Below are 24,120 nucleotides of genomic sequence, written 5' to 3' on the forward strand. Positions count from 1 at the left end.
TTATGCGTGCTCACAGTTCTGGCATTAACGATAAGCGGATTGTCACCGGCGGCCCGGGAAGCGGCCGCGGAAACGGTGTCGCCGGAATGCATTCCCGGCTCGCCGGCCCCGAGCGGGCAAACTCAGTCCTTGACTGCTCCGACGAGCCCGCCCTTCAAGGCCACCGCGGAGAGCGGGACGCCCGAGACCCTCACGTACGACGACGTCCGGCTGGACGTCGGCTCGGCGGCGCTGGACGAGCCGACGGAGATCGGCATCACCCCGCTGACCGAGGGCGAACTGCCGGTGCTGGGCGCCGGGATGGAGAACGTGACCGAGGGGCCGCGGGCCGGCTACCGGTTCACGCCGACGCCGTTCGAGTTCGAGACGGACATCACGATCAGCATGCCGTACGACGCAGCGAAGCTGACGGCGGCCGGGCTGACCCCGCAGGACGTGCGGACGTTCTACTTCGACGAGCAGGGCGCCTGCTGGCGGCCGCTGGTGCGGGTCACGGTGGACACCGAGCAGCAGCTCATCCTGTCGAAGACCGACCACTTCACCGACATGGTGAACGCCACGGTGACCGCCCCAGAGGGCCCGGACCAGATCTCGTTCGACCCGACGACGATGACCGGCATCCAGGCCGCGGACCCGTCGGCGGGCGTGAACCAGATCGCCGCGCCGGTGGCCGACAATCATGGTGACGCGCGGCTGTCGTACCCGATCGAGCTGCCCCCGGGCCGTGGCGGCGTGGAGCCGTCGCTCGACGTGAAATACGCGTCGTTGAGCGGCAACGGCTGGATGGGCGTGGGCTGGGACCTGTCGGTGCCGTCGATCGCGATCGACACGCGCTGGGGCGTGCCCCGGTACGACGCCGCGAACGAGACCGAGACGTACGTGTTCGGCGGCCAGCAGCTGACCCCTGTGGCGCATCGCGGCGCGGCCCGGCCGCGTACCGCCGACAAGGTGTTCCACCAGCGGGTGGAGGGCTCATTCTCGCGCATCCTGCGCAGGGGCGACTCGCCGAAGAGCTACACCTGGGAGATAACCGATAAATCCGGCATGAGGTGGCGGTTCGGCGGCGAAGGCGCCGTGCTGGCCGACGACGCCGGCAACATCTTCTCCTGGGCGCTGCGCGAGGTCCGCGACCCCAACGGCAACGCCATGCGTTACCAGCACGCCCTCGTCGAGGACGCCGGGGTGACCGGCGGCACGGTCGAAGGACGCGCGCTCTACCCGAAGAAGATCAGCTACACCGGCCGCGACGACGCCGACGGCCCCTACTCCGTGACGTTCCTGCGGGACAGGGAGCTCGGCGAGCCGCGCCGCCAGGACGTGCTGATCGACGCGGCGGGCGGGTTCAAGCGCGTCGTGGCCGACCTGCTGCGCCGCGTCGAGGTGCGGCTGGACGACGACCTGATCCGCCGCTACGACTTCGTCTACGCCCAGGGCGCGTTCAACAAGACGCTGCTGAAGACGATCCAGCAGTACGACGCCGCGGGCAAGCTGTTCAACAGCCACGAGCTGGGCTACTTCGACGACATCCGCGACGCCGCCGGCAAGTACGCCGCCTTCAAGCAGGTGACCTGGGCCTCCCCCGACGACAACGTGAGCAACGGGCTGGTCAACGGCATCCGTTCGGGCGCGGGCGAGGCGGGCGCGCTGAACGGCAACACCTCCACCAGCGCCGGCGGCCACCTCTACACCGGCTGGGGCCCGCTGCCGAGCAAGACGAACTCGGTCGGCGTGAAGACCGGCTTCAGCCGCGGCTCGGACGAGGGTCTGCTGGCCCTGATCGACGTGGACGGCGACAGCCTGCCGGACAAGGTGTTCAGGAGCGGCGGCGGCTTCGTCTTCCGCAAGAACCTGTCGCGCCCCGGCGGCGAGCCCCGCTTCGCCGCGGAGACCAAGCCCGTACGCGACCTGCCCGGCCTCTTCGCGCAGGAGTTCAGCTCCCGCACGGTCGGCGTCGAGGCCTACCCGGGCGGCGGCGCGGTGCAGCTCGACTACGTGGACACGATCAGCACCACCGACAGGTACTTCAGCGACGTCAACGCCGACGGCCTGACCGACCTGGTGAACGGCGAGAGCGTGCTGTTCGGCCGGGTCGGGGCCGACGGGGTGCCGGTGTTCGGGTCGGCGGCGGACACGCCGGTGCCGATCGGCGGCAGCGAGGTGGACGCCGACGGCCTGCTGCCCGACTACTCGGAAGACCGGGAGCGGCGTGAGCAGTCGTTCCCGCTGGTCGACACCCTGCGCCGGTGGACGGCCCCGTACGACGGCACGATCGCCGTCACCGGCGCGGTCAAGCTGGCCGAGGTCACGGACGAGCTGCCGGCCTTCGCCGACCCCGACGGGGTCCGGGTCGCCGTCCAGCGCGAGGACGACGAGCTGTGGTCGGCCCGGATCACCGACCACGCCGAGCACACCCCGGAAGGGGTGGACGCGATCCAGGTCCGCAAGGGCCAGCACGTGTACTTCCGGGTCGGGTCGGTCAAGGACGGCGCCGCCGACCGGGTGACCTGGGACCCGACGATCACCTACACGGACCTGTCTGAAGCGGCCGACGCCAACGGGCTGTCGCTGACCTCGTACACCGCGTCGGAGGACTTCACCCTGGCGGGGCGGGCGGCCACGGTGTCGGCCCCCAGGGACGGCACGCTGACGCTGGGCGGCGCGGTCACCAAGAGCGCGGTCACCACCGACGACGTCACCATCCGGATCAGCCGCGCGGGCACGCCCGTCTTCGAGAAGCAGGTGGAGGCCGGGTTCACCGGCGAGGTGCCGGTGGCGGCGGAGATCGCGGTGGCGAAGGGTCAGGCGCTGTCGTGGCGGATCGACGCGGACTCGCCGATCGACGTGACCGCGCTGAAGTGGACGCCCACGGCGGCCTACGCCGAGACCTCGCCGGTGCCGGACGAGTTCGGGCAGGTCTTCTCGGCGCCGTACGACATCAGCACCTACGCGATCACCGGCGAGGCGGCGCGGCCGTTCGAGGTGACGGCCGGCGGGACGCTCACCGTCACGCCGCAGCCGGTCGCCGCCGGCGGTGCCACCGGCCAGGTGGTCTTCACCGTGAAGAAGCAGGGCGCGCGGCTGGTCAAGCAGGCCGTCACCCTGGGCGCGGAGCCGGTGCCCGTGCAGGTCGAGGCGGCCGTCGGCGACAAGCTGTTCTTCGAGTTCAGCACCACCCAGCCGCGCCTGCTCGCCTCCGCGTCGGTGCTGGTGGACGGGGTCGAGACGGCGGCGACCGCGTACGGCCCCGAGCCCGAGGGCGTGTACGGCCGCTCCTACCGGGGCTGGGCGTACGCCGGCTACAACGGCAACGGCGACCGGGCCACCCAGCCGATCAGGCAGGGCGACCTGGAGAAGGTGGAGGACGTCCAGGAGCAGTTGCCCGAGGACGTGGACGTGGACCGCGACCGGCCGGACTTCGAGCGGGACCCGAAGGTCACGCCGCCGAACGCGATCCTGTTCGTGCCGCAGCCGGACCGGGACCGCTGGGGCTCCGGCGAGGACCTGTGGGTCTCCCGAGGGACGGTGAACAGCTCACGGCTGGGCGGCCAGGCGATCGGCCTGCCCACGGCCGCCGACGTCTCCGGCGTACGAGCCGTGCCTAGAATGTCGCGTTCTGAGCAGATCTCGGTGACCGGCGGCGTCGGCGGCGGGGTCGGCAGCGTCGGCGGCAGCATCGCCAGGGGCAGCGCCAGCGGCGAGCTGGACTACCTCGACATGAACGGCGACGGCTTCCCCGACGTGGTGGGCACGGGCGGCATCCAGTACACCGACCCGAGCGGCGTACTGGGCGACAAGCGCGGCGCCACGCCCGACGGGACCGTCCGCTCCTCGGAGAACGCGGCCGGCAACGCCAACGCGGGCAGCGCGGCCAGGACGATCACGACCGGCCGCGGCAACGGCGCCCCCAGCGGATCGACCACCGAGAACACCTCCTCGGCCGGCAACGACATGCCGCCGCTGGGCATCGGCGGCAGCCTCGGCACCGGCACCTCGGACGCCGAGTCCGACCTGATCGACATCAACGGCGACGGCCTGCCCGACCGGGTGTACGAGGACGGGCGCGCCGCGCTCAACCTCGGCTACCGCTTCGCCGCGCCGGAGCCGTGGCCGGGCGGGCCGCTGAACGACGGCGAGACCGACAACGCCGGCCTGAACATCGGCTTCAACACCGACTTCTACGGCTTCGCCGGCGGCGCGTCGTTCAACCAGGGCGACAGCACCACCTCGGCGACCCTGGCGGACGTCAACGGCGACGGCCTGGCCGACCGGGTGTTCGCCGGCTCGCCAATCAGGGTGGCGATCAACACCGGTGGCGGGTTCGCCGCGCCGGTCGAGTTCGGCGGCAGCCTGTCCGGGGTGAGCGGCGACGTCAACGCCCGGCTGGGGGCGGGGGCGTACTTCACGGTCTCGATCCCGATCGCGTTCGGGCTCGGCGGGTTCGTCATCATCAACCCCGGCGCCGACACCTCCACCGGGGCCTCGCGTGCCGCGCAGATGATCCGTGACATCAACGGCGACGGCTTCGCCGACCACCTCGCCTCCGGCGCGGACAGCCAGCTGACGGTGGCGGCCAACCAGACCGGCCGCACCAACCTGCTCAAGACGGTCAAACGCCCACTGGGCTCGACCATCGAGCTCGACTACACCCGCGACGGCAACACCTACGACCAGCCGGGCTCCCGCTTCGTGCTCAGCTCGGTCAAGACCGACGACGGCCTGGCCGGGGACGGCGAGGACGTCCAGCACACCACGTACGCCTACGCCGGCGGCGTGTACGACCGGCTGGAGCGGGAGTTCCGCGGCTACGGCACGCTGACGACCCAGATCCGCGACCGGAACGGCGAGGTCTACCGGGCCATCACTTCCGAGTACGACACCCGCGGCCACTACAGCAGCGGCCTGCTCACCCGCACGCTCACGGCCGACGGCCAGGGCCGGCCGTTCATCGAGATGCTGACCACCTACGAGTTCCGCGACGTCGGCACCGGCGAGGCGGGCGACGTCCGCAGCACCACCGCGACGATCTTCCCCATGCCGGTGCGCACGGACAAGCGCTGGTACGAGGGCCAGAGCGAGCCGGGCAAGCAGACCAGGAACGAGACGGTCTTCGACGACCTCGGCAACCCGGTCAAGATCACCGACTATGGCGAGAGCGGCGGCGCCGACGACGTGGTCACCACCACCGGCCACACCGACTGCGCGGACACCTACATCGTCGGCGTCCCCAACAAGTCGGAGGTGCGGGGCGGCGGCAAGGTCATGCGCTACAGCGAGGCCGACATCGACTGCGCCACCGGGAACATGACCAGGCACCGGGCCAAGCTGGGCGACGGGTCGGTCGCGGTGACCGACGCGACGTACAACGCGAACGGCACGCTGGCCACGCTGACCGGACCGGCCAACCACCGGGGCCAGCGGACCAAGCACACCTACACCTACGACGACGTGATCGGCGCGCACGTCGTCTCGACCGAGGACCAGTTCGGCTACGTCTCCTCGTCCACGTACGACCTGCGCTTCGGCGAGGTGGCGACCTCGGTCGACATCAACGGCCAGCGGCTGGTCCACACCCGCGACGACGCCGGCCGCATCGCCACCGTGACCGGCCCGCACGACCACGAGGCCGGCAAGCCGACCATCGCCTTCGAATACCACCCCGAGGCGAGGGTCCCGTACGCGGTCACCCGCCACCTGGACCGAGCCTCGGACGGAACGGTCAAGCCCGACACCGTCGACACCGTCACCTTCAGCGACGGCCTGGCCAGGGTCGTGCAGACCAAGAAGGACGCCAGGATCGGCGGCGCCGACGGGATGACGGTCTCAGGCCGGTCGACCTACGACGAGTTCGGGCGCGTGGTCGAGCAGTACTACCCGCTCAGCGAGCCGAAGGGCGCGGGCAACACCGCGTACAACCCGGCGGTGGACCGGGTCTACCCGACGGTCAACGAGTACGACGTGCTCGACCGGACGGTGCGGACCGTCCTGCCTGACGACACCAGCAGCAGCACGGTCTACGGCTTCGGCGCCGACCGCTCAGGCACCCGGCAGTTCACCGCCGCCGTGACCGACGCCGAGGGCAACACCAAGGCGACCTTCTCCGACGTACGCGAGAACACCACCTCCGTACGCGAGCCGAACGCGGTCAATGGCGGCCCGCCCACCTGGACGAGCTACACCTACGACCCGCTGAGCCAGCTCGCCAAGGTCACCGACGGCCAGAACAACGTCACGACCAGCACCTACGATGACTTCGGCCGGCGCACCACGATCGACAGCCCCGACCAGGGCAAGGTCACCACCAGGTACGACCTGGCCGGCAACGTGACCAGCAAGGTCACCGCCAGTCTGGACGCCAAGGACAAGAAGATCGGCTACTCGTACGACTTCGATCGGCTGGTCGCGATCGACTACCCGATCTTCAAGCACAACGACGTCCGCTACACCTACGGCGGCCCCGGTGCCGAGTACAACGGCGCCGGCCGGCTGACCAAGATCGAGGACGCCGGCGGCGTCACCACCCGCCAGTACGGGCCGCTCGGCGAGATCGTGGCGGAGACCAAGGTGCTGCCCGGTTCCGGCCACCACCACAAGATCTTCACCACGAGTTACCGCTACGACAGCTTCGGCCGGGTGCTCCAGCTCATGTACCCCGACGGTGAGCTGCTGTCCTACGGCTACGACTCCGGCGGGCAGGTGATCTCGGCCACCGGGGTCAAGGGCGCGCACACGTATCCGTACCTGCGCGACATGCACTACGACAAGTTCGAGCAGCGCACGCGGGTGGTGCTGGGCAACGGCACGACGACCACCTTCAGCTACGACGCCGCCGACCGCAGCCTCGCGCTGCTCAGCTCGACTCTGCCGAGCGGGTACGAGTTCCAGCGCTACCGCTACGGCTACGACGACGTCGGCAACATCACCCGGCTGCAGAACGACACGAACATCCCCGACGGGTCCACCACCCCCAAGCTCGGCGGACCGTCCACACAGACCTACATCTACGACAACCTCTACCGGCTGACGCAGGCGAGCGGCCAGTACACGCCGGACATCCGCACGACCGACACGTACGCGTTCCGGCTCACGTACGACACCGTGCACAACATCGTCGGCAAGCACCAGCGGCACGCCGTCGTGGACGCCGAGGGCGTGGAGAAGGTGCGGCAGGACACCAGCTACACCCACGTCTACTCCTACGACGGCTCACGCCCGCACGCGCCGACCCAGGTCGGACCGGACCGGATGCGGTACGACGCCAACGGCAACCTCATCGACCAGGACCCCAGCTCGTCCGGCAAGCCGCGGCGGCAGCTGATCTGGGACGAGGACAGCCGGCTGGCCTGCGTGCACGACACCACCAGGCACGACACTCAGCCGCAGGACCCGTCGGCCTGCGACGACCACCGCAAGCCGCCCACGGTCCGCTTCACCTACGACAGCCAGGGCCAGCGGGTGGTCAAGGACGGTCACCAGACCAGCCTGTACCCGAACCAGAACTACACGACTCGCAACGACACCGAGTACAAGCACGTCTTCGTCGGCACCACCCGGATCGCCACGAAGACCACCAAACCGCCGTCCGTCTTCGAGAAGGACCAGTTCTTCTACCACGGCGACCAGATCGGCTCCACCACCTTCGGCACCGACGGCAACGGCCGGCTGGCCGAACATGTCAACTACTTCCCCGGCGGCGAGACCTGGGTGGACGAGACGCCGGGGCAGGCGACGCCGTACCAGTTCACCGGCAAGGAGCTGGACCCGGAGACCGGCTACTACTACCACGGCGCCCGCTACTACGACCCGCGCATGGGCCAGTGGAAGTCCGCCGATCCCGTCATCGGGGACTACCTGAACGGCGACGGCAACAACGGCGTCTACAACCCCGGCAACCTCAACTCCTACGGCTACGGCTACAACAACCCCGTCCAGAACACCGACCCCGACGGCAACCTCGTCTTCCTCGTCCCCGCGGCCATCCTGGTCGGCAAGGGCGTCATGTGGGGCATGACCGCCTACAGCGCCTACCAGGGCGCGCGGACGATCGCCAACACGGTCACCGACATCTCCGAAGGCCGCAAGACCTGGCAGGAAGGCGCCACGGAGGCCGGCTGGGCGCTGGCCGAGACGGGCGCCGAGGCCACCATCGGCAGGCTCAGGATCGTCGAGCGCACCGCGGAATGGGTCGGCAACACCCAGGCGGGCCGGCGCGTCACGAACTGGGCCGCCGAGAAGGCCGGCGACCTCTACGACGCGGCCCGCCAGCGGATGGGCCGGTCGGGCGGCTGCCTCAACAGCTTCACCCCCGGCACCGACGTGCTCATGGCCGACGGCACCACCAAGCCGATCGAAGACGTCGAGGTCGGCGACCAGGTCCTCGCCACCGACCCCGAGACCGGCGAGACCGGGGCCAAGACCGTCACCCACCTCATCACCGGCGAGGGCGACAAGAACCTCGTCAAGATCTCCGTCGACATCGACGGGGACCGCGGTGACGAGACCGCCGACATCACCGCGACGGACGGCCATCCGTTCTGGGTGGAGAAGCTGGATCGCTGGGTCGACGCCGGGGATCTTGAGGTCGGCATGTGGCTGCGCACGTCGGCGGGGGCGTACGTGCAGGTGGACGCGATCAGTGAGTGGACCGCGCAGCAGCGGGTGCACAACCTGACCGTGGACGACCTGCACACGTACTACGTCTCAGCCGGAGAGACGCCGGTCCTCGTCCACAACACCCACCCGTGCTTCCCCGGGGTCGAGGTCCGCGTCAACAGCGGCGGTCTGGCCACCGACGCCTTCAACCACCGCAAGAACTCAAAACTCGGGCCGTTCGGCCGAAACGTGGCGGTGGCCATCGTCGCGCCTTCGGGGCGGCCCGTATACGGCATCAGCCAGGGCGACCCCCGGCACTCAGAAGACATGATCCTCGCGCAGTTGAGGAAGGGTGAAACGATCACGGCGCTCTACTCCGAGCGCCAGGTATGCCCGCGATGCATGAGCCGGCTCGGCCCTCGCATGGCACCTGACGCGCAAGTCAGCTGGTCCGTCCCCTGGGGTGATCCCGACACGGAACTGGGAGACCTGATCAACAAACAGTCGAACGAGAGACTGACCGAGATGCTCAGCAAACACTTCGGTATGCCGTAGAAACGCCTGTCAGCTGCGGGGCCGACGTCCACGAGAACGCCGGCCCCGCTTGCTAGAGTGACCCGGTCTCGCGGCGGCCATCCGGAGGACGACCTTGATCGAGCACCAGATCTTCGCCGAGAAGGTCAAATCCGCCCTGGCCAGGACCGGTCTGCCGATCGCGGGCACCTTCGACTCCTCGCTTACCTCCGGCGTCTACGTGGAGATCGCGGACGACCAGCGTCTTCCGCCGGAGCTGTACCTGAAATGGCGGGTCAACCCCGTCCTGACCCAGCATTTCGTCCAGGTGGACATCGCCCGCCTCACCAGCGACCCCGTCGTGGCCGAACTGAAGAACGCGCAGCAGGCGATGAACACCGCGATCATCTCCATCCTCGAGTTCGCCGGCTACGTGGCGCGGGTGAACAAGGATCTGCGCCCCGGCGAGATCCACGTCGTCGAGCCCGCCACGAGCCCGGGACTTTAGCTCCTTCGGCAGGTGCGGAGCATGTTGAGCAGGGCGCGGCGCTCGTTCCTGGTCACGAAGAGCCGGTAGTGGTGTTTCACGCTGATCCAGGAGGTCGCGTAGCGGCACCAATAGGCGCGGCGGGACGGGCGCCAGCTCTGCGGGCCCTGGCCGCCCTTGGCGATGTTGGCCGAGTGGCTGACGGTCAGCAACTCGGCGCGGGTGAGGTCGTTCGCGAAGGCGCGCCGTTTGGCCTGGCTCCAGCGTTTCGCCCCGGAACGCCAGGCGTACGCGAGCGGCACCACGTGATCGACGTCCACCAGCCGCTCGCTCTTCAGCCGCCGGCCGTCGTACGGGCTGTACCAGATCCCCTTGACCGGGTGGCAGGCCGCGTTCTTGCGGACGCGCCGGCCGTCGCGGGCCAGGACCAGCTCGCGGGTGCTGCACGTGCCCTTGCGGCGCGGCCAGTGCGGGCGGAACTTCTTGCGGTGGTAACCCCGGATGGACAGGGCTCTGGCCACCTTGAGCTGGCCGAGCATGCGTTTGGCGTGGGCCGCCGACACCGTTTTGGGGCGTTTGCGGGGCTCCGCGCCCGCCGGCGGCGCGATGAAGGCGGCGACGAGCAGGACGAAGACCACAGCGAGCATGGGGGCGTGGAACGCCCGCCTCAGGGGGACCATGACGGGACCCATCCCCCGCGCGGGGCGGCGCTATTCCGGCCGGGTTACGCCGTGCGCTGATCGACAGCAGCGCCCCGGCCGGCTTAGAGGCGATCGACGGCGTGTGACGCCGGTCAGTACAGTGGCGGGGTGGCAGAGGAGCAGGTGAGCGCACGGGTCGACAGCTGGATCTGGTCGGTCCGGCTGACGAAGACCCGTTCCGTCGCGTCCGACGCCTGCCGGGGCGGTCACGTCCGGGTCAACGGGGTGCGGATCAAGCCCGCGCACGCCGTCCGGGTGGGTGACGAGATCCGGCTGCGGCACGACGGGCGCGAACGCATCGTGGTCGTCTCCCGGATCATCGCCAAGCGGGTCGGCGCCGCCGTGGCCGCCGAGTGCTACGTGGACAAGAGCCCGCCGCCTCCGCCGCGCGAGGAGGTCGTGACGGTGGCCGTACGCGCCCGGGGCGCGGGCCGTCCCACCAAACGCGAGCGGCGCAGCCTCGACAAGCTGTTCGGGCGGCCCGGCGGGGAAGGGCGCGGGTCCCGGGAGTGATCCCGCCGGGTGCACCGATGAGTTTCGCGGCCGCGCCTGGTCTACCTCTTCGTCCGGACGACACGTACGAGGAGTGAGAACTCATGAGCACCAACGCACTACCGCCGATCGTCGACGCCGAGACCTGGCAGAAGCAGCTCGACGAGCTGCGGGTCAGGGAGAAGGCGGCGACCCGCGAGCTCGACGCCGTCGCCGCCCAGCGCCGCCGCCTGCCCATGGTGCGGATGCCCGACTACGTCCTCGACGGCGAGGAGGGGCCGGTCCGGCTCGCGGACGTCTTCGCGGGCAAGCGGCAGCTGATCGTCTACAACCACATGTGGTTCGAGGGCAAGGAGTGGCAGTGCCCCGGCTGCACCGGGTTCACCTCGCAGTTCACCCGGCTGGAGTTCCTCGACGACTACGACGCCCGCTTCGTCATCGTCACCCAGGGCCCGATCGACGAGGCGCTCGCCTACAAGCGGCGGGTCGGCAACAAGATGACCTGGTACTCCACCGCGAACAGCCCGTTCGGCTCCGACGTCGGGGCGCCGCCCGGAGGGGGTTTCGCGGTCAACGTGTTCCTGCGTGACGGCGACGCCGTCTACCGCACCTGGCACACCAACGGCCGCGGCACCGAGCAGCTCAGCCACACGTTCGGGCTGATCGACCTGCTGCCGTACGGGCGGCAGGAGGAGTGGCAGGACTCCCCCGACGGCTGGCCGAAGGCACCCACCTACAGCAAGTGGACCGGCTCGAAGGAGATCGCGGCCGCCTACGGCCCTGACCCCGCCTGACCTGCCGCCCCTGTCGCGGGCGTCATCCGAGGGGGCGTTAGGCTCGCCCGCATGCGGATCGTGGAACGCCCCCTCACGGACGCCGGTCTAGCCGCCCTGATCGACGCGGCCTTCGGCGAGCTGGTCGCCAAGTACGGGCCAGAAGGCCGCTCGGCCGTGCACGCCGACGCGAGGTTCCTGGTGGCGGTGGTCGACGACCTCGCCGCCGGGTGCGGCGCCGTCCAGCCGGCCGAGGGCACGACCGGCGAGCTCAAACGCATGTACGTCGCCCCCGGCCACAGGGGGCGCGGCATCGCCCGGTCGCTGCTGAAGGCGCTGGAGGGCCTGGCGGCCGAGATGGGCTACGACCGGCTGCGGCTGGCCACCGGCCACCTCCAGCCGGAGGCCATCGCCCTCTACGAGAGCGCGGGCTACCAGGCGACCGCGCCCTACGGCAAGTACGTGGGCGAACCACTGGTCTACTGCTACGCCAAGGACCTGCGCTGAGCTCAGTCGAGCCTGGCCTCACGTCCGTGGACGATGAGCGCGTACAGGACGAGCACGTCGATCGCGATGACGGCGAGTGACCACCAGGGGTTCACCGCGATCCAGGTCAGCTGGGTGAGCGCGTTCAGCATCACCAGTACGACGCCGACGACCCTGGCCCAGTTCTGGCCGACCATGACGGCGACGCCGGTGGCCAGGACGAGCACGCCCAGGACGAAATGTACCCAGCCCCAGGTGGTGACGTCGAAGATGAGCAGGCGGGCGGCCGTCTGTACGTAGACGCGCTCGGCGAACACGGCGGCCAGGCCGGTGATGACGTTGAACAGCCCGGCCATGATCATCATGGCGCCGCCGAACCAGACCCAGCCGACCCAGCCGGTCATCCGGGGTGCGTGATGGTAGGTCATCGGAGAGTCCCCCTTATCCGGTTCCGCCTCGTGGAGGCGTCGTCCTTTACCTTGTCTGCCCGGACGGGAAGCACGGAAATCGACATATGCCCATAAATAGGACGAGAGTGGTCCATCTTTTGAAAAATGGGATCTGTCGGCGCGGGGGGCTGCTGATCACGGAGGCTTGCGGATCACTAGGGTGGTCGACAAGGAGGCATCCCACATGTCAGATCTGCACGTGGTTCTGGGCGCGACCGGCGCGATCGGCTCGGCCGTCGTCGCCGCGCTCACCGCCCGCGGCCACCGCGTCCGCGCCGTCAGCCGCCACGCCACCTCGGGGGCCGACCAGTCGCGAGCCGGCGGCACCGCCGGTGAAACCACCGCCACCGCCGACGGATCCGGCGTCGCCGCCGGCGAGTCCGGTGCCGCCTCCAGTGAGCCCTCGGCGGTGACGGCCTTCGCCGCCGATGTCGCCACCGCCGAGGGCGCCGTGGCCGCCTGCCGGGACGCCGCCGTCGTCTACCAGTGCGCGCAGCCGAAGTACGAGCGCTGGGCCGAGGAGTTCCCCGCCTTCACCCGTACGGTGCTCGCCGGGGTCGAGGCCACGGGGGCCAAGCTGGTCATGGCCGACAACCTTTACGTCTACGGACCCGTCACAGGCCCCATGACGGAGGACCTGCCCCACGCCGCCACCAACCCCCAGGGCCGGGCCCGCGCCGAGGTGGACGCGCTGATCCTCGACGCCCACCGCGCCGGCCGCGTCCGCGCCACCCTGGGCCGCGCCTCCGACTACTACGGCCCCGGCGGCACCAACACCACCATCGGCCCGACGATCTTCGCCGCCGCGCTGGCCGGCAAGACCGCCCGCTGGGTCGGCGACCTCGACCAGCCCCACACCGTCGCCTACCTGCCCGACATCGCCGCCGCCCTGGTCACCCTCGGCGAGAACGACGGCGCCGACGGCCGCGCCTGGCACCTGCCCGCCGCCGAACCCGTCACCGGCCGCGCGTTCCTCGACCTGGTCTGGGCCGCGGCCGGCGGCACCCCCAAGATCGCCGGGCTCGGGCGCGGCACGCAGCGCCTCCTCGGCCTGCTCAACCCGACCGTGCGCGCGCTCGGCGAGACGTGGTACCAGCGCGACCGCCCGTTCGTCGCCGACGATTCGGCCTTCCGCGCGGCGTTCGGCCAGGTCGAGGTCACCCCGCACGCGACGGGCGTGGCCGCCACGCTCGACTGGTACCGCGCACACTGAGCCCACCCGCTGATCACCCAAGAACGCCCTTTTTATTGGGCGAAAATCGCTTTTGTTGCGTGAATGGCAGCTGATACGTGAATGCGGCACATCGATGAGCGAACCATCGTCGATGCGTTACTCCACGTAGACATTCCGGGGTCGCCGCGGACTCAATGGGGTATCGGGACGAGGTCGTCCTGAGGCCACCTGACCGCGGAGGGGTAGCGCCCCGCACGCAATCACGCTTGGAGCGAGTGATTTGGCGGAAACAAGCGACGATGCGACGAGCGACGACGTGGCGCCCGTCCTGCTGGCCACCCCTCCCAGGAACACCGGTGGCCCGCGCCGGTCCGACGAGCTCGACCTGCCGCAGACCTGGGGCGCGTCGGATTCACCCGGCGCCCATATGAGTTGCCTGCTGGACGACTTCTCCGAATTCTTCAAGGAAACCTATCCGGCCCTGCTGGCGATCATGCGGCTGCGCACGCAGGACGACAACCTGGCCGCCGACATCTCCCAGGAGACGATGGTGCTCGCGCTCCGCCACTGGCAGAAGGTCTGCGGTGCCGAACAGCCCACGGCGTACGTGATCAGGATCGCGATCAACGTCTGGAGGCGACTCCAGACGAGCAAGCTGACACGAGAACGGGCCACCGATCTGACCAGGGAGGACGAGGCTCCCGGAGCGCAACTCGCCCACGAACCCCCCGACGAACAGGTGATCGGCGCCGCGATGGTCCGCTGGGCGCTGGACCGGCTGCCGCCGCGCCAGGCGGAGGTGGCGATCCGCCACTACATCCTGGACCACGACGTCAAGAGCATCGCCACGGAGCTGCGGATCAGCCCGTCGCAGTCTCCGCGGAAAGGTCACTGACCCGTGAGATGGCGAAATCGCCGTAAGGTGTTCCTCGCGCACGGGCGCTGGCACGAAGCCGTCGAGGCGATGAAAGCCTTCCTCGGCTCCCTGGGCGTCGAGGTGGTCGACTGGGACGCGGCCCGGCTGCGGGCGCGCCGGGAGGGGCAGCACGCCACGGACATCGCGGGCGTCGATCACGTGCTCTTCGACGGCTCGGCGAAGTCGCGCAGGCAGTTCGTGGACCGGCTGAAGAACATCGGCGTGCGCGCCGACACCTCGGGGGCCGCGTGGCTCTCCGCCGGCCGTTTCCCGCGCCCCCTGCCCGAGGTCGGCGCCGCGCGGCTCCGCACCAGGAGAAGCCGCTCTTGAGCCGGCCCCCGCCGGGAGGCGGGGAGCCGGAAGAAGCAGGTCAGCAGCTGCTGGCGCCGTCGAACGTCCTGACGCCGCGGGCGACCTTGGACCAGATGGTGCCGCCCGAGCCGACGGTACGGCACTCGCCGTCGGTGCCGTGCGCCCAGATGATCTTCAGCCGGAGGGTCCGGCCGCAGTTGTTGCGCGCGTATCCGGTCTTGGTGATGGTGCCGGTGGTCTGCCAGACGACCACGCAGGAGGGCGCGTTACCGGCCGGGACGGCGGCGTGGACCGGGAGCGCCGGGGCGAGGGCGCAACAAGCGAGGGCGAGGCCGGTGAGAGCACGTCGCACGGGGTGGATCCTTCCTGCCGCGAACATTGACTCCACGATTAGTAATCGATTGACTACATAAAGTCAACAGTGGAGGCGGCGAGGGCGGGCGGGCGAAAGGAACGTGATGCGAAACCTATACAAACCGGACGATCGGCCATTAATCTGGCATCGCTCCAGTGGGGGCAACTGGAGCACCAAAACTTCCCCACAGCAGGTGGCGGGGCTGACGGCGCGGCTCAGGCGGCGCAGCTCAGGTGACCGGGCTAGGTGACGGGCTCAGGTGGCCGGCTCGGCGGCGGGCTCAGGCAGCGGGCTCGGCGGCCAGCTCGTCGGCGGGGTTCTCGTCGGCGGGGTCGGCTTTGAGGTCGAGGCCGCCCAGGCGGTGGACCGCCTGGTAGTAGGACCAGGCGAGCCGGTCGCAGGCGAGCTTGCGCGCGCCCCCGTAACCGGCGCACACCTGGTTCATGTCGTACAGGAACGCCTCGTCCACGTGGGCCTTGTTGGCCGGGAAGTGCTTGACGGCCTTGTAGTTGCGGTAGCCGAAGTCGTGGCGCGCGCACGGCATCCGGAAGTCGTACCCGAGCGGCCGGTCGGGGCTGCGCGAGCACAGGTCGGTGGACCAGTCGAAGCCGTAGTCGGTCCACGAGCCCGGGTCGGCCCAGGCGCCGTACCAGGCCGCGGCGCTGGACGCGGTGGGCTGGGTGAACGCGGACAGCGCGGCGAGCCGCTGCTCCAATGTCACCGCGTGCGCCGGAGCGGGCCACGCCAGGACGCCGATCAACGCGAGGGCGGCGGCGGATCGTCCAACCATGAGAACCTGCCTGTCTTGCCCGAGGCCGGAACCTGTCACGGCAAGCTTGGCCCGCGCCACCCGGCCACGAGCCGTCCTGCGGGGCAAGGTCGCCGCAGGATTTGATCAAGGTTCGGCCTGCTGATCACCAATGATCAGGCGGCGTTCCAGCGGCCGTCCGCCTGGGCGCGCTCGACCTCGGCCAGGCCGGCCGGCGCCATCCGGCCCTCCTGCCGCAGCCGGGCCACCCGTTCGACGTTCGACCTCGACCAGGCGCTGCGCCGGCGGCGCGGGGTGTAGCGCTGGAGGTACGTGGCGGCGTCACGCCTGCGGGTCAGGCCGTCGATCCAGCCGAAGCAGAGCGCCTCTTGCAGCGCCTGCTCGTAGCCGAGGCTGGTCGGCTCCGTCGTGCCCTTCTTCGCCAGCACCACCCACGCCTCCGTCTCCGAGTCGTGGTGGTCGGCCAGCCAGGATCGCCAGGCGGCGGCGTCGGTGAAGATGTGCATGACTCCATCTTGCGCGGATAAGTGCTCACCAAATGACCACTTATCCCGCGAAGTCCCGCGAAGTCCCGCAAAGTCCTCCCGAAGGCCGTGCGAAGGCCTCGAAGTCCTGGATCGTCAGCGCAGGTTCGCGGTGAAGGTGCGGCCGTAGGCGTGGCGGGTCGTCACCTGGATCAAGGTGCCGCCGGGCACCCGCTTGGCCGTCATCCCCTCGTCCGCGCCGTCAAGCCTGAGCGACGCCCCCAGCAACATCACCGTGACGCGGTCGCGCTTCATCGTGGGGTCGGACACGGCGACGGTCGTACGCCCGCCTGACCTGCGCGAATCGGACCGGACGATCACCGACGCGGGGCCGTCGATGAGCAGGCGGCCGGCGGGCCGGGGGCCGCCGGTGAAGACATTGGCGGCGACGATGCCGAGCCCTTCGTGCCGGATCGCCTGCACGTGCCGGTCGTTGGCCAGGACGGTCAGCGGCCCCCGGGCGTAGGCACGCAGGCGGGCCCCGCCGGCGTTCGGCACCAGGGCGTACGCGAGCGAGGTGAGGCCGCCCTTGGCGGGATGCGTGATCGAGGCGGTGAAGACGTTCTTGGTCACGCTGGTGTCGGGGTTGGCCGTGCGGACGACCCTGCGGCTGCGGGTCACCGTCTCCAGCCCGGCGCTGACCGGCTGCCGGCTGAGGAAGGCGTAGCCGACGGCGGTGCCGCGGGTGCCGTTGGCGTAGCGGAGCCAGCGGGGCGGCGCGCTGTCGCCGGGCCGCCAGTCCCGGCCGGTCCACGACTCGCCGGTGACCGTGACCGCGTCGCCGGGGGCGGCGATGCGGCTGTCCACGGTGGTGACCGCGTCGCGCCCGCCCTGGCCTGAGACGTCGGCCGCCAGCACCACGATCTCGTCGTCGAGCAGGAACCACGACTTGGTGGCGCGGGCGTTGCGGTAGACGACGAAGTCGTCCGGCAGGATGCCCGCCTGCTTGGCGGTGTAGGCGGCGTCGTCGGTCTGGATCATGCCGCTGACGCCGTACGCGCCGAGCGTGGCGCCGCCGGAGAAGGAGTTGCCCGAGACGGGGAAGTAGACGTAGGTGTTCTGGGACTCCGACGAGGAGGTGAAGTTGAGCGGATGTCCCGGGTTCTCGTACCAGAGGCGGCCGCCGTACGACTCGGGGACCGTCCGCCGCTCCTCGACCGGCGCGGTCACCCCGGCCAGCCGGTACGGCGAGACGGTCGTGTAGTAGTCGACGCCGAAGACCTCGCGCTGGTCCTCGCCCGAGAGGTAGAGGTAGTAGGCCCCGTCGCCCTGGAACCAGGGCATGAGGTTCTCGCCGCTCATGTACTCGTACTTGCTGATCCGGTCGGAGCTGCGCGCCAGCGCGAAGGCGTAGCCGGGACGGCGGTGCACGCTCCTGTCCATGGCGTTGAACGCCACGCTGCGCTCGGCCGGGTTGAGGTCGGCGGCCGGGACGGAGGAATCGGCGCGGATCGCCGCGTAACGGGCGATGCTGCCGGGAGAGACGAAGGCGGCCTGGTCGGCGGCCGGCAGGAACTTCAGGTACTTCTTCAGCGCCAGCGCGCCGGCGTCGTCCACGTGCTCGGTCAGGTCGGCGACGGCCTCGGCGATCACGCCGACGTCGGTGTAGCCCGTGGCGGGGCGCACGACCGCCCTGCCCTTGACGATCTCCATCATCCAGCCCTCGAAGATCAGCGGAGCGAAGCCGTCGGCGACCCAGCGGTAGACCACCGCGGGCAGGTCGGCCGAGGCGCCGCCGCCCACGCCTTCGAGCATCTTGAGCGTCTGCACCACGCGGCTGAGCAGGGCGCGGCCGTAGGAGCCTGTGTAGGCGACGCGGTGGTGCTGGATGAAGGAGCCGTCGCGGTAGTAGCCGTCGGTGACGCCGTGCTGGAGGTCGTACGGGTCGATCGTGGCGAAGACGGTGGCCTGGTCGGAGATGGCCTTGTCGACCCTGGCGTCGTCGCCGGTGAGCGCGCCCTGGAGGATCCGGTTGGCGGTGATGTCGGCCAGGTTGGCGCCGGTGTGGAAGCGGGAGTCGAGGTCGACGTCGCCGTTCTTGCCGTTGCGCAGGTAGGCGTCCATCGTGGCGAGGTAGGTGGCCGTCAGACCTTCTGGCACCTGGTCGCCGAGCAGGGCGAGGGTCCTGCTCACGTGGGTGGGGATGGCGATCTCCCAGTTGTGCCAGTTGCCGTAGTAGCCGGCGGACTGGTCGCCGAAGTAACGCTCGTGCAGCCACACCAGGCCGTCGGCGGCCCGTCGCCGCGCCGCCTCGTCGCCTTCGAGCGCGCTGCCGGGGGTGCGGGTGGCGAGCGCGATCTCGTAGAGGTACTGGAAGGCTTGACGCAGTTGCACGTCGTCGGTGCCGAGCCGCAGGCCCGCGAACAGCTCGCCGTCGCCCGCCTGGTCCATGGCGGTCAGGCGCTGCCTGGCGGTGGCGAGGATCGAGGCGAGTTTGCCGGCGAGCTCGGGACGGGCGTTGACCTCGGGGGTGCCCGCGAGCATCGCCACGGTGTTGGCGAGCACGCGTGGATGGTCGACGGCCGCGGCGGCGCGCGCGGAGGCGGGGGTGGCCGCGGCGAGCAGGCCGGCGGCGGGGAGAAGGGAGAGAACCTGGCGGCGGGACATGTGCGGCACGGCGTGACTCCAGGCCGGTGGGGGGCTGCCCGGCTCACCTTACATGATCCCTTTCGTCCCGGTCAGCAACCGCTTTCCAACGAGTCGGCCGCAGTCGGCAACCGCTTTCCACGCGGCTCAGTCGCCGGCGTACGACAGGATCACTGCCTCCGTCACCAGCGTCACCTGGTTCTCCGTGTAACAGTCGGCCTGGTGCACGGCCAGCTCGGCGCCGCAACCTTCGCAGACGAGGTTGGGCAGCCCGCCCCGCATGTTGATCCCGCAGCAGCCCATTCGCCGGACGAGGTCCGGGTGCAGGCACATGCCCATGGCGTCGTCGGGATGGATGACCAGGCCGGGCGGTTCGCCGGAGAACTCGCCCGGGCGGTGGTTGGCCGCGTACGTGCCGCGCGGCATCAGCGGCTCCTTGATCCGCTCGTACCACTCGGTCGCCCCTCAGGGGACTCCTTCCACGGCGGCAGCGGGATCTTCCTGACGGATGCGGTGATCGGCCGGCGGCAGGCGAAGCACAGGAAACGCGCCACGCCGCGAGACTACTCCGGGGATGTGACGTACGCGCGCCTTGCCAACGGCGGGGAGGCCGGGAGAACGTGACCTTGTGCGCGAGATCCCTGGACCCCCTGACGGCAGCGACGACATCGGGGCCGCGGGCGGCCTGCACACCTACCAGCTCCGGCTGCACGAGCAGTACGGCCCCATGGTGCGCTTCCAGTTGCCGGGCGGGCTGACGGCGGTATCGGTGGCCGACCCCGTGCTGCTGGAGGCCACGGCCGCGGTCAACGAACGGCCGGACCAACTGTTCGAGTTCCTGACCCCGCTGTGCGAGGCGGGCAACCTGCAGACCCTGCCCGCCGCCGAGCACCGGCCGCTGCGCCGCGCCCTGCTGTCGGCGCTGGCCGGGCGGCGCTCGCACGAGGCCCACTTCGCCGGCTTCACCGCCCTGGCCGTCGACCTGGCCGACCGGTGGGCGCGGCGCGCCGCCGACGGGCCCGTGGAGCTGCAGCAGGACCTGAGCGAGCTGTCGTTGCGGATGATCTGCCAGTACGCGCTCGGCGGCGGCATCGACGAGCCGGCGCGGGTGGTGAGCGCGTTCGAGACCGTGCTGACCGGCTATCTGGGCCGCCAGTACGAGCGCGGTGACGACCTGGCGCGGGCGGAGCGGGCGCTGGCGTACCTGCGCGAGGTCGTGGACGGCGTGCTGGACCGGGCGGGGACGGACGGGCCGGCCGACGGGGGCAGTGATCTGGTCGCCGCGCTGGTCAAGGAGGGCCTGAGCCCCGCCAGGGTGCGGGACACCGTACTGATGATCATGCTGGCCGCGCACCACACGACCGGCGTCGCGGTCTCCTGGACCCTGCACCTGCTGGCCGGGCATCCGGGCCCGGCCGCCCGGGTGGCGGCTGAGCTGGACGAGGTCCTGGGCGACCGGCCCGCGCCCGACTACGCCGACCTGCGCAAGCTGAGCCGGCTCGACATGGCGCTCAAGGAGTCGATGCGGCTCTACCCACCCGGCCCGTACGGCGCCCGCGAGACCACCGAGGACCTCACGCTCGGCGACCACCACATCCCGGCCGGCACGACGATCTTCTACCCGTTCTGGGCCGTGCACCTGAACCCGCGCTACTGGCCGGACCCGCGGGCCTTCATCCCTGAGCGGTTCACCGCCGCCGAGCAGGCCAGGCGCCCCCGCTACGCGTTCATCCCCTTCGGACTGGGCCCGCGCAGCTGCGAGGGGGCCGGCCTGGCCATGGTCGAGGCCGAGCTGGTGCTGGCGGTGCTGCTCAAACGCTTCCGCTTCGAACCGGTCGAGGGGCATCCCGTGGTGCCGGTCGAGCGATTCGTCCTGTGGGCCGAGAACGACATCCGCCTGCACCTGACCGAGCGGCCGGACGGGGTCACTCCCGGGCAGTGAGACGTTCGGCCTGAGCCCGGCCGACCTCGGACGCGCGGCGCAGGTAGTCGGCGATCAGCTCCAGCTCCGCGTCGTCGTAACGGGCCAGCACCTCGCCGAAGGCCGTGCCCGGGACCTCCCAGGCGTCGCTGATCCGCGTCCTGGCCTCGGGAGCCAGGGCGACCAGGGCCCGCCTGCGGTCGTCGGGGTCGGGCCGGCGGACGACGAGACCGGCCTTCTCCAGGCGGTCGACCAGGCGGGTGGCCGAACCAGGGGTCAGGCCCGTCAAACGGGCGACGGCACCGGAGCTCACCGGGCCGGGCTCCAGCTCCAGCAGGGCAACGCACTGCAGGTCGGTGGGGTGGAGGCCGAGCCGGTCGGCCATGGCCTGGTTGAACAGCGTGTAGGCCGCGTAGTGGCGCTGGCTCTCCGCGATGACTCGCTGCAACGTCTCGGCTCGGTTTGACATGGGCGGCTCCGTGCTCCACATTTATTTGCGTCACACAATCTTTGCGTGGCGCAACCTTTGTGCGACGCTCTCATTCTATCCGGAGACCTCATGCTCATCCGCGCGCCCCCCGAGGCGCCGGCCCGGCCGTGGGCCGTGCTGGTGGTCGTCATCGCCGCCGCGGCCCTCGACCTGCTCGACGGCACCATCACCAACCTCGCCGCCCCCGCCATCGTCGCCGACCTCGGCGGCGGGCAGGCGCTCGTCCAGTGGCTCGGCGCCGGTTACGCGCTCGCCATGGGCGTCCTGCTGGTCACCGGCGGGCGCCTCGGCGACCGGGGCGCCCCCGTGGCCGCCGCGGGGGCCGCGCTGCTCGGCGCGGCCATGCTCGGCCTGCTCTACGGCCTGATCGACGGCTCGGCCGCCGGCTGGTCGGCGCGCCCGCTGCTGTGCCTGACCGGCGGGCTGGCCTTCGCCGCGCTGTTCTGCCTGCGCCAGGTCACGGCCCGGGCGCCACTGATCGAGCCGTCGCTGCTGCTCCGGCGCGGGTTCACCGCCGGACTCGTGCTGAGCGTCGTCTTCCACGCCGCCGTCGCGGGCCTGCTGAACGTACTGGCCCTCTACCTCCAGGCCGAGGCTGGGCCCTCGTGCCGCCCGTACTGGTCGTCGGCCTCGGCCTCGGCACCTGCTGCGCCCTGGTCTGGCTGCTGCCACGCCGGGCGCACGCCCACCACTGAAAGGGACCTCAGAAAGATGACCACCCTCGTCACCGGCGCCCGCGGCGCCGTCGCCACCGCGCTCATCGGGCTGCTGCGCGAGCGCGGCCTGCCCGTCCGCCCCGCCTCCTCCACCCCCGCCGACCCGTCGATCGTCAGGTGCGACCTGCGCGACCCGTCCACCTTCGCCGCCGCGCTCGCGGGCGTGACCTCGGTCTTCCTGTACGCCGAGCCCGCGTACGCCGCGGAGTTCGCCCAGGTGGCGTCCGACGCCGGGGTCGAGCACATCGTGCTGCTGTCGTCGTCGTCCGTGCTCACCCCGGAACCCGACGCCGACCCGCTGGCCAGATCCCACGTCGAGGTGGAGCGGGCCCTGACCTCGGCACCGGTGCGCAGCACGCTGCTGCGGCCCGGTGCCTTCTGCGGCAACGCCTTCGCCTGGGCCCGGACGATCAAGGCGGGGACGCCGGTCGCGCTGCCCTATCCGGAGGCGCATGTGGACGCCGTCCACGAGGCCGACCTCGCCGCAGTGGCCGCCGCCGTGCTCGCCTACCCCGGCGCGCTCGGGGGCCGGGCGTACAACCGGGCGTACACCCGGGCGTACACAGTGACGGGGCCGCAGTCGCTCACGTTCGCCGACCAGATCGCGGCGCTGTCCCGCGCGATCGGGCGCGAGATCGTGATCAAGCGGGTCAGCAGGCAGGAGTGGAAGGAGCAGGCGGGCCCGTACGTGGACGGCCCGGTCGGCGACGCGCTGCTCGACTACTGGGAGAGCCGCGACGGGCGGCCGGCCGAGCTGACGCCGGTGGTGGAGGAGCTGACCGGACGGCCCGCGCGCACCTTCGCCTCGTGGGCGGAGGAGCACCGGAGCGCCTTCATCGACGGCACCCGCTGACATAGGTAGCGGTCCCCCCGGGACTCTCGGGGTGCCGTGTGGACGCTCACGTATGGGGTTGAGCGGGACGACCATGGACCGTCCCGGCCAGCGCGGTCACGATATGACCATGCTCGCACTCGCGCTCATCACCCTCGTGCTGCACGGCGCCCTGACCGGCCTCTTCTACACCTTCTCCATGTCCGTCATGCCCGGCCTGAACACCCTCGACCCCGCCAGGGCCGAGGAGGCGATGCGCGGCATCAACAGGAAGATCCTCAACCCGTGGCTGTATCTCGTGTTCCTCGGCTCGCCGGTGGCGGCGCTGGTGGCCGGGTTCGTCGCGTCGTCCGTCTGGTTCTTCGCCGCGGCGGCGGTCAACTTCGTCGGCTCGTTCCTGGTCACGATGGTGATCAACGTGCCGATGAACAACGCCATCGACGCCGGGACCATGTCCTGGAAGGAGTACTCGCCGCGCTGGACCGCGTTCAACACGCTGCGGACGGTGGCCTGCGCGGCCGGACTCGTGCTGGTCGGCATCGGCCTGACCGGTCTTCAGTAGATGCGGTACTTCTTGCCGCAGTTGTCGAACTTCCCGGCCCAGCAGGTGAAGGTGTAGACCTTCTTGATGCCCTTGCCGCTCCAGGCGCCGACGACCTCGCCGTCCCAGGACTTGTTGAACTTCTTCCAGTGACCGCCCTGGTACACCTCGAACCAGACCCAGCCCTTCTTACCGCCGACCTTGTCCACCCCGTACCACTTCGTGAACACCTTGCCGTGCGACTTCCACGTCTTACCGAACGTGTACGCCTTGTGGTCACTGGAGAAGAACTTCCCCCAGCTCACCGTGGTCGTCGTGGTGCTCGCCTGAGCCGCGGCCGGGCTGAGAGCCAGACCGGTGATGGCCATCGAACCAGCCAGTGCCGCGATCGCGAAGGTCTTACGCATTTCGGGTTCCTCCCCTTGTCTCTTCCACCGGGGTGCTCCGGCAAGAGAGACATTACGGAGACGGCAACGGATCATCTGTGGACGAAT

The 24,120-nt window shown here is 70.4% G+C and carries 20 protein-coding genes; 11 read left to right on the plus strand and 9 right to left on the minus strand.

The annotated features are described in order from the left end of the window. Positions 1–129 precede the first annotated feature (129 nt). Positions 130–9,144 (plus strand): SpvB/TcaC N-terminal domain-containing protein, encoded by a 9,015-nt coding sequence (locus AB0C27_RS34670; protein ID WP_357852869.1) that lies wholly within the window; start codon positions 130–132, stop codon positions 9,142–9,144. Positions 9,145–9,238: 94 nt separating this feature from the next. Then, positions 9,239–9,610: a hypothetical protein gene (locus tag AB0C27_RS34675; RefSeq protein ID WP_357852872.1), complete on the plus strand. Its 372-nt coding sequence runs from the start codon at positions 9,239–9,241 to the stop codon at positions 9,608–9,610. Here the strand turns inward: AB0C27_RS34675 and AB0C27_RS34680 are convergent. Then, positions 9,607–10,269, minus strand: a complete 663-nt coding sequence (locus AB0C27_RS34680; protein ID WP_357852875.1) for an HNH endonuclease family protein — start codon at positions 10,267–10,269, stop codon at positions 9,607–9,609. The two genes, AB0C27_RS34675 and AB0C27_RS34680, sit on opposite strands and share 4 nt — an antisense overlap. A 129-nt stretch (positions 10,270–10,398) precedes the next feature. Between AB0C27_RS34680 and AB0C27_RS34685 the strand changes: the two genes are divergently transcribed. From AB0C27_RS34685 to AB0C27_RS34695, 3 genes are all read left to right on the plus strand, one after another. Beyond that, complete coding sequence (locus tag AB0C27_RS34685; RefSeq protein WP_357852878.1) at positions 10,399–10,803, plus strand: RNA-binding S4 domain-containing protein; 405 nt, start codon at positions 10,399–10,401, stop codon at positions 10,801–10,803. Between the two features lie 83 nt (positions 10,804–10,886). Continuing rightward, positions 10,887–11,576: a DUF899 family protein gene (locus AB0C27_RS34690; protein WP_357852881.1), complete on the plus strand. Its 690-nt coding sequence runs from the start codon at positions 10,887–10,889 to the stop codon at positions 11,574–11,576. A 51-nt stretch (positions 11,577–11,627) separates the two neighbouring features. Next, positions 11,628–12,062, plus strand: coding sequence for a GNAT family N-acetyltransferase (locus AB0C27_RS34695; protein ID WP_357852884.1), 435 nt, complete (start codon positions 11,628–11,630; stop codon positions 12,060–12,062). A 2-nt stretch (positions 12,063–12,064) separates the two neighbouring features. Here the strand turns inward: AB0C27_RS34695 and AB0C27_RS34700 are convergent, their stop codons facing one another. Next, positions 12,065–12,469 carry a hypothetical protein gene (locus AB0C27_RS34700; protein WP_346106491.1) on the minus strand — a complete coding sequence of 135 codons (405 nt, stop codon included), beginning with the start codon at positions 12,467–12,469 and terminating at the stop codon, positions 12,065–12,067. Between the two features lie 205 nt (positions 12,470–12,674). On the opposite strand from AB0C27_RS34700, the gene AB0C27_RS34705 reads away from it, so the two are divergent. From AB0C27_RS34705 to AB0C27_RS34715, 3 genes are all read left to right on the plus strand, one after another. After that, the gene (locus AB0C27_RS34705) at positions 12,675–13,703 is read left to right on the plus strand and encodes an NAD-dependent epimerase/dehydratase family protein (RefSeq protein WP_357852887.1); all 1,029 of its coding nucleotides are present in this window, start codon (positions 12,675–12,677) and stop codon (positions 13,701–13,703) included. 241 nt (positions 13,704–13,944) lie between these two features. Beyond that, the gene (locus AB0C27_RS34710) at positions 13,945–14,559 is read left to right on the plus strand and encodes a sigma-70 family RNA polymerase sigma factor (RefSeq protein WP_357852890.1); all 615 of its coding nucleotides are present in this window, start codon (positions 13,945–13,947) and stop codon (positions 14,557–14,559) included. Between the two features lie 3 nt (positions 14,560–14,562). Next, the gene (locus AB0C27_RS34715) at positions 14,563–14,910 is read left to right on the plus strand and encodes a hypothetical protein (protein WP_357852893.1); all 348 of its coding nucleotides are present in this window, start codon (positions 14,563–14,565) and stop codon (positions 14,908–14,910) included. A 40-nt stretch (positions 14,911–14,950) separates the two neighbouring features. Here AB0C27_RS34715 and AB0C27_RS34720 read toward each other — a convergent pair whose 3' ends face one another. From AB0C27_RS34720 to AB0C27_RS34740, 5 genes are all read right to left on the minus strand, one after another. Beyond that, complete coding sequence (locus tag AB0C27_RS34720) at positions 14,951–15,244, minus strand: hypothetical protein (protein ID WP_357852896.1); 294 nt, start codon at positions 15,242–15,244, stop codon at positions 14,951–14,953. Between the two features lie 283 nt (positions 15,245–15,527). After that, a complete protein-coding gene (locus AB0C27_RS34725; protein ID WP_357852898.1) occupies positions 15,528–16,037 on the minus strand; it encodes a phospholipase in 510 nt (169 codons plus the stop codon). Between the two features lie 134 nt (positions 16,038–16,171). Continuing rightward, positions 16,172–16,522 (minus strand): hypothetical protein, encoded by a 351-nt coding sequence (locus AB0C27_RS34730; protein WP_357852901.1) that lies wholly within the window; start codon positions 16,520–16,522, stop codon positions 16,172–16,174. Positions 16,523–16,636: 114 nt separating this feature from the next. Further along, positions 16,637–19,147 carry a polysaccharide lyase family 8 super-sandwich domain-containing protein gene (locus AB0C27_RS34735; protein ID WP_357853485.1) on the minus strand — a complete coding sequence of 837 codons (2,511 nt, stop codon included), beginning with the start codon at positions 19,145–19,147 and terminating at the stop codon, positions 16,637–16,639. Between the two features lie 126 nt (positions 19,148–19,273). Next, positions 19,274–19,552, minus strand: a complete 279-nt coding sequence (locus AB0C27_RS34740; RefSeq protein WP_357852904.1) for a hypothetical protein — start codon at positions 19,550–19,552, stop codon at positions 19,274–19,276. A 202-nt stretch (positions 19,553–19,754) separates the two neighbouring features. Here AB0C27_RS34740 and AB0C27_RS34745 point away from each other — a divergent pair, with 202 nt between their 5' ends. Further along, on the plus strand, positions 19,755–21,068 hold the full coding sequence (locus AB0C27_RS34745) for a cytochrome P450 (protein WP_357852907.1): 1,314 nt from the start codon (positions 19,755–19,757) through the stop codon (positions 21,066–21,068). Here AB0C27_RS34745 and AB0C27_RS34750 read toward each other — a convergent pair. Further along, a complete protein-coding gene (locus AB0C27_RS34750; protein WP_357852910.1) occupies positions 21,052–21,516 on the minus strand; it encodes a MarR family transcriptional regulator in 465 nt (154 codons plus the stop codon). The genes AB0C27_RS34745 and AB0C27_RS34750 overlap by 17 nt on opposite strands. 90 nt (positions 21,517–21,606) lie before the next feature. On the opposite strand from AB0C27_RS34750, the gene AB0C27_RS34755 reads away from it, so the two are divergent. After that, positions 21,607–23,106 (plus strand): NAD(P)H-binding protein, encoded by a 1,500-nt coding sequence (locus AB0C27_RS34755; RefSeq protein ID WP_357852912.1) that lies wholly within the window; start codon positions 21,607–21,609, stop codon positions 23,104–23,106. A gap of 109 nt (positions 23,107–23,215) precedes the next feature. Continuing rightward, positions 23,216–23,647 carry an anthrone oxygenase family protein gene (locus AB0C27_RS34760; protein WP_357852915.1) on the plus strand — a complete coding sequence of 144 codons (432 nt, stop codon included), beginning with the start codon at positions 23,216–23,218 and terminating at the stop codon, positions 23,645–23,647. Here AB0C27_RS34760 and AB0C27_RS34765 read toward each other — a convergent pair. After that, the gene (locus AB0C27_RS34765; protein ID WP_357846105.1) at positions 23,641–24,033 is read right to left on the minus strand and encodes a hypothetical protein; all 393 of its coding nucleotides are present in this window, start codon (positions 24,031–24,033) and stop codon (positions 23,641–23,643) included. The two genes, AB0C27_RS34760 and AB0C27_RS34765, sit on opposite strands and share 7 nt — an antisense overlap. Positions 24,034–24,120 lie beyond the last annotated feature (87 nt).

This window comes from Nonomuraea sp. NPDC048882 (assembly GCF_040649755.1).
GTDB lineage: Bacteria > Actinomycetota > Actinomycetes > Streptosporangiales > Streptosporangiaceae > Nonomuraea > Nonomuraea maheshkhaliensis.

What these genes read in the sequence shown, in the direction of transcription:
- AB0C27_RS34765 (WP_357846105.1), bottom strand. Translation starts at nt 24,033, where the DNA reads ATGCGTAAGACCTTCGCGATCGCGGCACTGGCTGGTTCGATGGCCATC.
- AB0C27_RS34730 (WP_357852901.1), bottom strand. Translation starts at nt 16,522, where the DNA reads ATGCACATCTTCACCGACGCCGCCGCCTGGCGATCCTGGCTGGCCGAC.
- AB0C27_RS34725 (WP_357852898.1), bottom strand. Translation starts at nt 16,037, where the DNA reads ATGGTTGGACGATCCGCCGCCGCCCTCGCGTTGATCGGCGTCCTGGCG.
- AB0C27_RS34705 (WP_357852887.1), top strand. Translation starts at nt 12,675, where the DNA reads ATGTCAGATCTGCACGTGGTTCTGGGCGCGACCGGCGCGATCGGCTCG.
- AB0C27_RS34740 (WP_357852904.1), bottom strand. Translation starts at nt 19,552, where the DNA reads ATGCCGCGCGGCACGTACGCGGCCAACCACCGCCCGGGCGAGTTCTCC.
- AB0C27_RS34680 (WP_357852875.1), bottom strand. Translation starts at nt 10,269, where the DNA reads ATGGTCCCCCTGAGGCGGGCGTTCCACGCCCCCATGCTCGCTGTGGTC.
- AB0C27_RS34735 (WP_357853485.1), bottom strand. Translation starts at nt 19,147, where the DNA reads ATGTCCCGCCGCCAGGTTCTCTCCCTTCTCCCCGCCGCCGGCCTGCTC.
- AB0C27_RS34695 (WP_357852884.1), top strand. Translation starts at nt 11,628, where the DNA reads ATGCGGATCGTGGAACGCCCCCTCACGGACGCCGGTCTAGCCGCCCTG.
- AB0C27_RS34760 (WP_357852915.1), top strand. Translation starts at nt 23,216, where the DNA reads ATGCTCGCACTCGCGCTCATCACCCTCGTGCTGCACGGCGCCCTGACC.
- AB0C27_RS34750 (WP_357852910.1), bottom strand. Translation starts at nt 21,516, where the DNA reads ATGTCAAACCGAGCCGAGACGTTGCAGCGAGTCATCGCGGAGAGCCAG.
- AB0C27_RS34690 (WP_357852881.1), top strand. Translation starts at nt 10,887, where the DNA reads ATGAGCACCAACGCACTACCGCCGATCGTCGACGCCGAGACCTGGCAG.
- AB0C27_RS34700 (WP_346106491.1), bottom strand. Translation starts at nt 12,469, where the DNA reads ATGACCTACCATCACGCACCCCGGATGACCGGCTGGGTCGGCTGGGTC.
- AB0C27_RS34755 (WP_357852912.1), top strand. Translation starts at nt 21,607, where the DNA reads ATGCTCATCCGCGCGCCCCCCGAGGCGCCGGCCCGGCCGTGGGCCGTG.